The organism is Leeuwenhoekiella aestuarii (assembly GCF_004104055.1).
In the GTDB taxonomy this organism is placed as follows: Bacteria; Bacteroidota; Bacteroidia; order Flavobacteriales; family Flavobacteriaceae; genus Leeuwenhoekiella; species Leeuwenhoekiella aestuarii.
Genome location: NZ_QOVJ01000002.1, coordinates 342553 through 354833, shown reverse-complemented (window position 1 = coordinate 354833; position 12281 = coordinate 342553). Strand labels below are relative to the sequence as shown.

The following is a 12281-nucleotide window of genomic DNA, read 5'->3' as shown; positions in this document are numbered from 1 at the left end:
TTAATTAAACTTATGCGTTACAACTTATTCCTTTCGGTCTTACTGATGATTTTGATTACCGGATGCGCTTCAGTAAAACAAGAAGACATCAACTATATACAAGGTGATTACACGGCTTCTGCAAAAGAACCAAAACTGAACATTTTTCAACCTAAAGATTCTTTAGTTCAGCACGATGTTCTCATTTTTGTTCACGGCGGTAACTGGAACAGCGGCAATAAAGAAACTTATTCCGTTTTAGGTAGAAATTTTGCTGGTAAAGATTATGTAACCGTCATTCCCGGGTATACATTGAGTCCGTTTGGGAATTATGATCAAATGACTCTAGAGATCGCTAAAGCCATAAAATGGACGCACGAGAACATCGCAAATTACGGAGGAAATCCTGACCGTATTTTTTTAATGGGACATTCTGCAGGTGGTCACCTTGCAGCCTTAGCGGTTATGAACCCAAAATATATGGACAACACAGCCTTCATAAAGGGAATCATTCTCGATGATGCTGCCGGTTTAGACCAATATTCGTATTTACAAGAAAATCCACCAACCAATGATGAATACTATGATGTCACCTGGACCACAAATCCTGAAGAATGGAAGAATGCTTCGCCTTATTATTTTTTAGACGAAAACACACCACCTATTCTCACATTTTTAGGCACCAAGACCATTCCATCCTTATATTACTATAATGATCTGTTTCATCAAAAATTGCTGGAATTTCAACCGGAAGCAAAACTTATTATTCTAAACAAAAAGCACGTAGCCATGGTCACGCAGTTCTTCTCTCCATTGAGTTCCCGCTTTGGAGAAATACAAGAATTTACAGAAGGTGTTCAGTAAATCAACTTGGGCGAGCCCGAGACTATTAAAAGGGATTAGTTTTTTTACTTTGACGCAAGCCTCATAACATTTAGACCTCGATTATCGAGTAATAATTTTTCAAGTTATCATAAAAAAACCGCTTCTAAATGAAGCGGTTTTTTTATATAGAATTCTGAATTTCTAATCTTCTTCGGCAATGATTTTGTTCTGCTTAAACGGTCTTACAATCAGTCTGGCTGCTTTATCATAATTGATGTAGCTATACGTCCAGTTGAAAAAAGTAACCATGCGGTTTCTAAAACCAACTAAAAACCAAAGGTGAATAAACATCCAGATAAACCAGGCAAAAAATCCACCAAAATGAATCTTACCCATATCTACAACAGCCTTATTTCTCCCTATAGTCGCCATAGAACCTTTGTCAAAATATTTAAACGGATTCAGTTTTTCTCCACGTAACATCTTTTTAAAATTCTTTGCTAAATTCTTTCCTTGCTGAATAGCGGGCTGAGCTAACTGCGGATGTCCTTTAGGGTATTCCTCACTTTCCATCAAAGCGATATCTCCTATCGCATATATATTTTGAAAACCGGCAACACGGTTATACACATCAACTTTATAGCGATTGAGTTTAGGCAACAAAGAAGTTGCTTCAAACCCATCTATTGAAGCTCCCGTAACACCGGCAGACCAAATAAATGTCGCGGTATTGAAAGACAGATCATCTTTAGTAGTCACTAAATTATTCTCATAATTCCCAACAAAAGTTTCCAGGTGAATGGTCACCCCCATATCTTCTAAGAACTTCTGAGCTTTTTCAGAAGACTGTTTGCTAAAAGGGGGTAAAACCCGGTCAGCTCCTTCAATCAGGTGAATTTCTATCTCGCTAGTATCCATATCTGGATAGTCTGCCTGCAACACATTAGATTTTAACTCTGCTAAAGCTCCACTGAGTTCTACCCCCGTTGGGCCTGCTCCGGCGATTACAAATCGTAACAACTCTTTACGTTTTACCGGATCTTCAGTGCGGTTAGCTTTCTCCAGATTCTCAAACATCAAACTACGAATGTTGAGCGCCTGTGGTAAGCTTTTCATCCAAATCGCATTTTCTTCAATGGTTTTGTTTCCGAAAAAATTAGTACGGGTTCCGGTTGCAATAACCAAATGATCGTAGTGCAAATCACCAATATCAGTACGTACTTTTTGAAGATTGGTATCTATTCGGTTTACTTCCGCAAGGCGGAAATGCATATTTTTTTGTTTCCTGATAATCTTCCTCAACGGATAAGCTATAGATTCTGGCTCTAGACCCGAGGTTGAAACTTGGTATAATAAAGGTTGAAAAGTGTGAAAATTCCTCTTGTCTATAAGTACTACCTGGTAGCCTGTTTTTTTGAGGTTTTTAATGAGATTCATTCCGCCGAAACCCCCACCAATTATGATGATTCGAGGTTCTTTAGTATCAGGGATGTTCATGATTAATTATTTATAACAAAGTTAAAGTACAGCCGGCAGAACTCTTAATGTTTATCATTATTTTAGCTTTACCTGTAACATATTATCTCTATTATGTACAAATAGGCAACTAACAATTTATTATTTGGATCCGCAACTTGAAAAACAATTTGTAACCCAGCTAGAAGCGAACCAGAATATAGTGCATAAGATCTGCCGGTTGTATACTCATGACCAGGAGTCGCACAATGATTTGTTTCAAGAAATAACCATTCAATTATTTAAAGCATATCCAAAATTTAGAGGAGACTCTAAGTTTACAACCTGGATGTATCGTGTAGCGCTCAACACGGCAATTACACTCTATCGTAAATCTAAACGTAGTATAAAAACGCAGGATTATGAGAGTGTGATGTTTAAAATCGCAAGTACTGAATATGATAATACGGTTGAAGAACAACTAAAATTGATGTACAAGGCGATTAGACAACTCAATGATATTGATAAGGCACTGGTATTTTTATATCTCGAAGACAAACCCTATAGTGAGATATCAGAAACTTTAGGTATTACAGAAGTTAATGCCAGAGTTAAAATGAACCGGGTAAAAGGAAAGTTGAAAGACTTATTAAATGTGTAGCAGCAGATGGATGAACTTGAATTTTTAAAAAAAGACTGGAAGCGCCAAGAAGCAGATCTTCCTAAAATTAGCGGTGATGCTATCTATAAAATGATACATAAACGCTCTTCATCATTGATGAAGTGGATTTTATATGTATCTATATTTGAATTTATATTGTGGACTTTCATTAATGTTTTAACAATAAATAACAAAACCTGGGAATCACTTCGTAAAATTCATTTGTTTGAATTTGAAATCATTTCTGTACTGCTTCAGTATATAGTTTTAGGTTTCTTTATATTTATCTTCTATAAAAATTATAAAGAAGTACAAACTACAGACAGTACCAGACATCTTATGAATCGTATTCTTAAGGTACGCAGAACAGTGAATTTTTATGTAGCGTACAACCTTATATTGATGTTTGTCGTTGGGCTTATAGTCTTTTTTGCAATGCTCTATTTTGATCCTGAATTTGAAAAAATAATGATTACTGCAGATGACGGTTCTCAGTCTATTCCGTTAGGTTTTATTGCATTATTTATAGGAGGTCTTCTACTATTAGTATTTATGCTTTGGCTATTCTATAAACTGCTTTATGGTATTTTATTAAAGCGTTTAAAGCGCAATTATAAAGAGCTCAATAAGCTCGAATTGAGAGATTAACTTAAACATAAAAAAGTCTGCTTTATCAGCAGACTTTTTTATGTTTATAAATATTAAGTCTTTTAATTAAAAAACTTAATATTTAAGAAAATCATAGCCTTTTTTATAAGTCTATTAACAGGCTCTACACCTATTTTTGTGACAAACAACCTTTTATGCAAGCAACACTACGCTTAACCCTACTTGTTGTGCTTCTTACAGGAGCATCTTTACGTGCCCAAGAATATACTACTCAGAATATTAAAAAAATCATTACTGATTTTAAAAATGATGCTCGCGGACCTTATTTACGCATTCGCTGGTTCTGTGAAGACGGTACAATGCGTGAACCTAAAGATCCTTGCCCGGAAGGTGTTGACGGAATCCAACATGCGAGTTACAAAAAAGAAACTGAAAATCTCGCCGCTCGTAATCATCTTTATTTTGGTGAAATTTTAGCTGCTGCAGATAATAAAAAATTCTGGGATGCGGCTAATGATCATAGCAGATTGAAGCAATATCAATTGGGTAATTATCTAAAAAGTGTTGACAACGGATGGATTTTAGAAAAAGCACAATTTTACCGCGGTGCCATACAGTCTGAAGATGAAGAAGCATGGGGTATTGATTTTTTCAATTGGTTACTAAAAGATGACAAGCGACTAGAAGCTAATTACTATTTAATAAGACAAGCTCTTAAAGATATTCCACACGCGGGTGATGATAACATTGCACAACGTATGCGTAGTGAATCTAAAGTGATTGCAGAAGAGTTTCCAAAATTTATGGACTTACGTGTAAAAATTCACGGTCAACCTGATGTAAGTGATGTGGCTTTAGTTCAAAATTTTAGAGAAGAGTACAATGATGAACTTTCTCCAGAATTGAAAACGGAATTCAAAAACTTACTAGAAACACTTAATGAGTACTACGCTCCTATCAATTTAGCCAAGTTGAATAGCCAGGTTGCTGGAGTAAAAAGTGATCTTGAAGTTAAAAATCAACTTCTCGAGTTCACCACAAAATTTGATAACAATACGCCGGCATACTCTGTAATTCCGGAAATCAGCGATATGCTTTGTAATATTCGCACACAAATTACTCAAGTGCAACGCGCTCAAGATCGTTTGACTCTACTTGATGTTTCGCTTAAACTGGAAGAAATGCTTCTCAAAAAATCTGGAGATTGGGAGCCTGAAACCCTTAAAGAACTTTTAGATAAAGTATATCATTTAAGTTATGCTACAGCAGGAACCGGACTTCTTGAAGTTTGGGAATGGGAAGAAATTGAAGGTATAGTTGCACCTATAAATTATACAACTGTTTCTTTATCTGAACTCAATACTATTCTCAACACTTCACGTAACACAGTGCAATGGAGTGCTGCTATGGCAAAAGCTAATTACGATAACATAGTAGAAAAATATACCGCTTTTGAGCCGCTTGCAGCAGGATTTATAGACGATCGTGTACGATCTTCCGTAGCGCTTCCTTTAGGAAAAACAGTTAGTGAATTGGGTGATTTTATAAACAATAAATCAAATCTTGAAAACAACGTAATGGATATAGCAAACCAGAGCGCCATTCATGGATTAAATCCCGGTTATGCGATGGGCGAATTGGTTGTTGTTCCAGGCAATCCTGATGGAATAGAAGTCTCGAGCAATAAAATTTACATATTTAAGCGCCCACCTTCTGATCTAAAACCTGTTGCCGGTATTGCAACGGTTGATGAGGGTAATCTAGTTTCTCACGTGCAATTACTAGCCAGAAACTTAGGGATTCCTAATGCTGCACTTATAGATTCTAACCTTGAAGATCTAGAGGCTTATAATGGCAAAACGGTGTTTTATGCGGTTTCTAATAAGGGAACAGTGATTATTAAACCTGCAGATAATATGTCTGCTGAAGAAAAAGATTTATTCTCTGTAGCAGAACGCAGTCGCGAAAAAATTGCAGTTCCTATTGAAAAAATAAGACTAGATAAAAAAAGTATTCTCAATATGCGCGATATCGATGCTTCAGCGAGTGGTATTCTGGCAGGCCCAAAAGCGGCCAATTTAGGACAACTGAAGAAAATGTTTCCAGAGCACGTTGTTGAAGGTCTAGTGATTCCTTTCGGTATTTTTAGAGATCATATGGATTTGCCTATGCCGGGACAAAATAAAAGTTATTGGGAATTTTTAACCGAAATGTTTGCTTCAGCAGAAAAAATGCGTGCAAATGGTACAGCCGCGGCACAAGTAGAAGATTTTCAGCTTAAAAAACTAGCAACATTGCGTGATGCGATCAATGCGATGCAATTAAAACCACAATTCATCAGCGAGTTACGCAATTCTTTCGCTTCTATTTTTGGTAAGCCTATAGGTCAGGCTCCTGTATTCTTACGCAGTGACACCAATATGGAAGATTTGAAAGAATTCACCGGTGCCGGTTTAAATCTTACTTTGTTCAATGTAGTTGAAGAACAGAAAATACTAGACGGAATTAAAAAAGTATGGGCATCACCATACACCGAACGCAGTTTTAAATGGCGTCAGGTTTATTTATCAAATCCGGAAAATGTTTTTCCATCAATTCTAGTGATTCCTAGTGTAGATGTAGAATACAGCGGTGTGATGATCACAAAAGGTATCAATGAAGGTACTGATGAAGATCTAACTGTTGCCTTTAGCCGTGGTGCGGGTGGTGCCGTAGATGGTCAGGCAGCAGAAACCAGATTAATCACCACAAGCGGAAACAGGTTGCTTGCTCCAGCCCGTCAACCAGATTATATCAGACTTCCGGGAACTGGTGGAACACAGGGATACAGCACCACTTTTGAGTCTAAAATTTTAAGTGAGCAAAATATTGAGAGTCTGCGTGAAGTAGCTCAAGAAATTCGGGCCAAAATACCAGAAGAAACTAACACCAATCCTGAAGGTGCTTATGATGTAGAATTAGGCTTTCAGGATGATAAAGTCTGGTTGTTTCAGATCAGACCTTTTGTTGAAAATAAAAATGCGTTGAGTAACGGATATCTAGATTCGATTTCTCCTAAAAGTAACTCAGATGAATACATTGAAATGGATGCAAAACTCTAACAGGTTTTCTACTTTAATTTTAACATCACAGCATATTTCAGAAAACAACTATTTAAAGAAAAACTATGAAAAAAATCCTACTCTTTGTACCCGTAATCTTGATCACACTTGCATTTTCGGTACCCAATAGCTTCTACCCTATTGATGGTTATGAACGAACCGGTATAGATCGCCTCGCTTATCTTCAAAAGATCGTAAGAGACAGCATCAAATACACACGTATTCCTGCCGGAGCGTATTTATCTATTGATGATATTAAGCTGAACTTGACTAATAAAGCCGATAGCGCTATTGCTTATATGAAAGAGGATCCCGACTTTCAGAAGAAGATAGGTGGTTTGTTTTATGGTCTGGACCAGAGTTATTCTATTTCGGTACTCGATATGACCGACTCTACCAATCTGAAATATGCAGCGCGTAATGAAACACGTGGTTATCAACCGGGTAGTGTGGGTAAACTTGCCATTCTAATCGCAATGTTTGACCAACTTGAAAAATTATGCCCTGATGATTGGGGTGCGCGCATCAATTTATTAAAATACAAACGCGTAAAAGGTGGACCATTTGCAGTTTACGACCATCACACCATCCCTATTTATGATATTGAGAATGATAAGCTGACTAAAAGACAAGCCCAGCAATCTGATGTTTTTAGCCTATTTGAGTGGATAGATCATATGGTTGCTGTGAGTAATAATGGAGCAGCGAGTGTGGTTTACAGAGAAGCTCTGTTACTTAAAGTATTTGGTGAAAAGTATTTTGACCTAACGGATGAGGAGGCTATGCAATGGTTTAAAGATACAGACCGTAGCGAAGTAACCAGATTAGCAAATGAGGTGGTGAATGAGCCCTTACGCAAAATGGGAATCACTGAAGATGAATGGCGACTAGGTGGATTTTTTACTAACGGTGGAGAGCGCTATGTAGGAAGAATGGGGGGTAGCATCGGTTCACCAAAAGGTTTGATGAAATTCTTAATTAATCTGGAGCAAGGTAAGGCGGTTGATTCACTTTCTAGCTTAGAGATGAAGCGTATTATGTATCAGACCGAGCGTCGAATTCGCTACGCATATTCACACGATTTAGATTCTGCTGCCGTATACTTTAAAAGCGGAAGTTTTTATAAATGTGATAAAAGCAAAGGTGCTTGCGGGGACTATGCCGGTAATGTTTTTAATTATATGAATTCGGTTATAATTGTAGAGCATCCTAATGGAGGGCCCAAATATATTGTGTGTTTGATGACTAATGTACTCCGTAAAAATTCAGCTACAGACCATATGTATCTTGCCGGAAGAATAGATAAAGCTATACAAGAAGAAGTTGCAGAAAGTAAAACAACTGCAACCGGACAGTAATTATAAAACTATTAATTGATACAATACAAAGCTCTTTAGAACATATCTAAAGAGCTTTTTTATGTTTCTTGAAAAACGCAAAAGGAAAAAATAGATAAAATCTTGAGAAAGCCCTGATATTACTGCCGAAAAGTAAATTTATCAAACAACACATAATGTTCCTGCGTGGGCCATTCTGTCCCCATAAAAGAAAGATTCTCTAAACTACAATAAGCAGAAAATTTCATTTTGGTATTTACTTCGGTTTGTAAGGTTTTTAAGAGTTTATTATTTAGGTACCACTTGATCAAGTACTTGCCACCTACATCGGCCAAGCTTATTTTAAAATCTGACCAAGCATTCATCTTAACTTTAAATTTTTCAGATGAAAATGGGTTGCTTTGCGAAGTGCAATACACTACAGCTTCATCATTTTCAGCGTTTAACTTAGCTCGTAACTGAGGCTTTCCAGAGCCAATTTCAAAATCAAATTCATAGACCTGTTTGCCACTATGATATAAAAATGCTCCTATACTAGAGCGTGCATGCTCTTCAAAACGTGAAACAAATATCCGCCAGGAATAATTGCCTACACCAAAATCTTTACGCCGCGTATGTCTTTTCACACGGTCTTGACTCCCAGCTCGGGTTGTGATCTTTAACTTATTACTTTCAATGGAATATGATTTGGGACTATTTGAAGAATCATCTTTCCACAATGCATCAAAATCAGTTGGAGAATCAAAATTCTCAATAAAAGGAATCGCTAATGATTTCATTTTAGCTTTTTTGTCAGAATATGATTTACAGCAATTGAGGCTCATAAAGCCTATAATACAAATGATTTGAAGAACATGTTTGTTCACTCGACAATCGAGATTAGCATAGTTTTGGGTTTGTGTAAAAAAAGAATCATAAAAGCCATATTAAATTAAAGTTCAACTATTTGAAAAAAAAAACTGTTAAGCAAAGAAATTTACTGTTTTTTTTATTTGATATATAAAAAAAGACAGCGCTCTGCCAAGCGCTGCCTTCTAACTAACAAAAAACAAACAACTAACTAATTTATCAAAAGCTTCCCCTTATACGTATTTCCTGAATCTGTGGTAACCATATAATTGTAATATCCCGAAGCTAAACCATCACGCTCTACACGAAAACGATCGCTTCTTCCTGAAGTCTTTTCTTTTTTCTCAGCTACTTTACGACCGTTCATATCAACCAGGGTCAGAACCACCTCTGAGGTGTTCTCCGGCACTTTGATTATCGTATAATCTGTAAATGGATTGGGATAACTCACAGCGGTTGCTATTTCAGACTGCTGAATAATCTCTTCTACTCTCAAGGTTTTATTAGTACTGAAGGCCAATTCTGAAGCTTCAACCTTCATTTTCTCAAACGAAACATAATCTCCGTGAATTGAAAATACAACACTACGTATCGCAGTAACGGGTTGAGAATTTCCGGAAGCATCTTTAAACTCTTCAAAAGGGATCGCATAAAATTTCTTATTGCTATTTGCAGGAATTGTATACCGCAAACGGTTTTCCCAGTTTTCTAAATCTGCCGGAACCAGAATCACTTCTACCGGTGTATTGCTTTGAATATTAAACTCAACAGCAGATAGGTCACTCACATTCAATGCAAGTGCGCCGGCGAGGATATGTCTAAAAATATTCAGTGTACCTTTTACTCCAGCTTCTAAAACCACGCCACGTTCAACAGGATAATTATCCTCAGAAGTTTGAATCTGTGGTGTTTTGATTTTAAAATCGGTAATCGAAACTTCATTAGCATTATAATCTATTCCCCACGGGCCATCAGCTAAATATAAGGCATCGTATGTGTTAGTCTCCGTATCATAAAGGGAAACACCTGCATCAAATAAATAGCCCGTTTCTAAAACCAATTGCTCTTCTAAAATACCACTCAAAGTGATGTTTTCTGAAGTTATTGAAAGACCATCTAATTCTGTTTTGTGGTATTCTGTATTTGCAACTATATTGCGTTTGCCGATTTTGTTCATGATATTGAGATATAGAGCTCCTCGGTCATAATAGCCGCTTTTCACAAAAACTGACGGAAGATTAACAGGCTCTGTATTCTTTTGGAGTTGGTTATCGTGATTTAGTGTTTCCAGAATATGATTGATTAAGGTACTCACCTGCCCTACTGATTTCCCCCAGATTTGAAAATTAAGATAATCACCGGTTGGATACTGATCTATATTCCAATAACTGAATAGTGTTTGAGATGACGCTTTTTGATTAACCGAAAAACTTACAGCATATTCTAAATCTCTGTTTACACGTTTGATCTTTGCTAAAATGAACTCGTGACCCGCAAGGCGGAAGGTTCGCACATCTTCAAGCGACGAACCGTTTAACCGATCACAAATTGTTTTAGAATGATCGTAAACGCGACCTTCAGTTTCTAATAGCAACCCTGCAGCAACACGGTCTGAACCGCTGTAATAATCCACTGCAAAAACCTCTGCTGCGTTTGTAATTCCCATTAAATCTTCAGGACTTGAAACCGAAGCGCTTTCTGTGCCAAACATTGCCGTTTCAGGGAAATAACTTCCCAAACTAGTCTTTCCATTTTTTTGTGAAGTTGCTTTAGAGCTGAATTTAGATTGAAAAGCTCTCTTATTCAGTTTTACCGGATTTTTGCTGCGTTGTAAATTCCGCTTTGCGATAAGACTTGCTAAATCTCCATTACTCTCCAGACCGCCATCGTAAGCAGAATTTACTTTTGTAGCAGAATCTACATCTGCATAATTTTTAGTTTCTAAAGCACTATACGGGTTCGCAGTCACATAAAAAAGTGCATCGTTAAAATCGTTATCACAAGAACCATAATCTCTTCTGATATCTTCAAAACCTAAAATTATACGTTGATTTTGAGGATCATTGAGTAGCACATTGTGATATTTTAAATCAGCAGCTGCTTCAGGATTAAAAGAATGATTTGAAAATAATTGCCACAATCCCCACGTCACTTCAGACTTCCAGGCATCTGCAAGCAACACCCAGCCAATGCCGGTACCTGCTTTAAAAGAACCCAATTTTACCTTATTACCAGCCTCAAGACTACCACCAGACCATTTTGCAGAAACATTGGGAAAAACAATTGTGATCTCGTGCTGATAAGGTTTGCGATTTAAAGGCTTATCAATATCATACGTATAAAACCCCAAGACATTCTTGTACCCTGCACCTTCAGCTACAAAGGTCACATATACCTCAGCATCGTCGTGCAAAATAATATCAGTATCATAACCGCTCGAAATATAATGCGGATTGTAAACCGGTACAGGAAACGACTCGGGTAACGAATTTGCAATTAACTGTAAAGTTTCTGTAGTAACCACATCGTTCTCTTTCTCCAGATAAAGTGGAGTTCCGTCTGCTGTATAATCACCTAGATAGTTAAAATTCTGCGCAAGGCTAACAGCTGTAATTAATAAAAAACTGATCCGTAGCAACTGACTCATAATCTCAAATTTGACTTCAAAATTAGAAGAGATTTACCCGGATTTATTTATTAATCGTTCGTTGGTAAAAAGGTGTAGCTGAATGGTAAGAAAGAAGCTTTAAAGCAAATTAAGTCTTTTCATTAAAATCGGTCTGTTAGAGCGACTTATGGGTATAACATCTTTTGCTATCAACACACTGTTGTCTTCTATATCGATAATCTTATGGAAATTAATCACATAAGACCGGTGAATTTTTAAGAATTTACTTTCCGGTAGTTTGTCTTCTATCTTTTTTAGAGTAGAATGTACCGTATAATTTTTACCTTCCGTTTTAATAAGAATGTAGTCGCCTTTTGCTTCTATGATTAAAATACTATCAAAGTTAATTTTGATCAACCTACGGTCGATATTCACATAGAGGTCATTTCCTTCAGCATCACTAGTTTTAGCAGTTGGTTCAGCCGTTTTAGCCGTTATCGGCTTAAATTGTTCTGCTTTTTGAACTGCTTTAAGAAAACGCGGTAACCCGACCGGTTTTACTAAATAATCTACAATACAATCATACTCAAAAGCTTCAATTGCAAAATTGCGGTCTGAAGTTGTTAAAACAATTTTTGGTGGATTCTTTAATGTCTGAATAAAATCAAAACCTGTAAAATCTGGCATGTGTATATCCAGAAAAATGAGATCTACTGTATTCTGATTTAAATATTTTATGGCAGCTATAGCATTTGAAAATTCTTCTAAGACCTCTAATTCATCAGCTTTTACACAATGGTTGCGAATTATGGCGCGTGCTAAAGCCTCATCATCAATAATAATACAATTCATAAGTA

General features: G+C 36.7%; 9 protein-coding genes. 5 read left to right on the top strand and 4 right to left on the bottom strand.

The window, feature by feature from the left end:
• Positions 1–12 precede the first annotated feature (12 nt).
• Positions 13–843 (top strand): alpha/beta hydrolase, encoded by an 831-nt coding sequence (locus DSM03_RS07500; protein ID WP_128761046.1) that lies wholly within the window; start codon positions 13–15, stop codon positions 841–843.
• A gap of 162 nt (positions 844–1005) precedes the next feature.
• Here the strand turns inward: DSM03_RS07500 and DSM03_RS07495 are convergent, their stop codons facing one another.
• Positions 1006–2301: an NAD(P)/FAD-dependent oxidoreductase gene (locus tag DSM03_RS07495; protein ID WP_128761047.1), complete on the bottom strand. Its 1296-nt coding sequence runs from the start codon at positions 2299–2301 to the stop codon at positions 1006–1008.
• A 124-nt stretch (positions 2302–2425) separates the two neighbouring features.
• On the opposite strand from DSM03_RS07495, the gene DSM03_RS07490 reads away from it, so the two are divergent.
• The 4 genes from DSM03_RS07490 to DSM03_RS07475 all read left to right on the top strand — a co-directional run bounded on the left by DSM03_RS07490 (position 2426) and on the right by DSM03_RS07475 (position 7988).
• A complete protein-coding gene (locus DSM03_RS07490) occupies positions 2426–2920 on the top strand; it encodes an RNA polymerase sigma factor (protein WP_128761048.1) in 495 nt (164 codons plus the stop codon).
• A 6-nt stretch (positions 2921–2926) separates the two neighbouring features.
• Complete coding sequence (locus DSM03_RS07485) at positions 2927–3568, top strand: hypothetical protein (RefSeq protein WP_128761049.1); 642 nt, start codon at positions 2927–2929, stop codon at positions 3566–3568.
• Between the two features lie 155 nt (positions 3569–3723).
• Positions 3724–6630 carry a PEP/pyruvate-binding domain-containing protein gene (locus tag DSM03_RS07480; protein ID WP_128761050.1) on the top strand — a complete coding sequence of 969 codons (2907 nt, stop codon included), beginning with the start codon at positions 3724–3726 and terminating at the stop codon, positions 6628–6630.
• Positions 6631–6695: 65 nt separating this feature from the next.
• Positions 6696–7988, top strand: coding sequence for a serine hydrolase (locus DSM03_RS07475; protein WP_128761051.1), 1293 nt, complete (start codon positions 6696–6698; stop codon positions 7986–7988).
• 119 nt (positions 7989–8107) lie between these two features.
• Here the strand turns inward: DSM03_RS07475 and DSM03_RS07470 are convergent, their stop codons facing one another.
• From DSM03_RS07470 to DSM03_RS07460, 3 genes are all read right to left on the bottom strand, one after another.
• Positions 8108–8746, bottom strand: a complete 639-nt coding sequence (locus DSM03_RS07470; RefSeq protein ID WP_128761052.1) for a hypothetical protein — start codon at positions 8744–8746, stop codon at positions 8108–8110.
• Between the two features lie 281 nt (positions 8747–9027).
• A complete protein-coding gene (locus DSM03_RS07465) occupies positions 9028–11463 on the bottom strand; it encodes a DUF4114 domain-containing protein (protein ID WP_128761053.1) in 2436 nt (811 codons plus the stop codon).
• 99 nt (positions 11464–11562) lie between these two features.
• The gene (locus tag DSM03_RS07460; protein WP_128761054.1) at positions 11563–12276 is read right to left on the bottom strand and encodes a LytR/AlgR family response regulator transcription factor; all 714 of its coding nucleotides are present in this window, start codon (positions 12274–12276) and stop codon (positions 11563–11565) included.
• Positions 12277–12281: the final 5 nt, after the last annotated feature.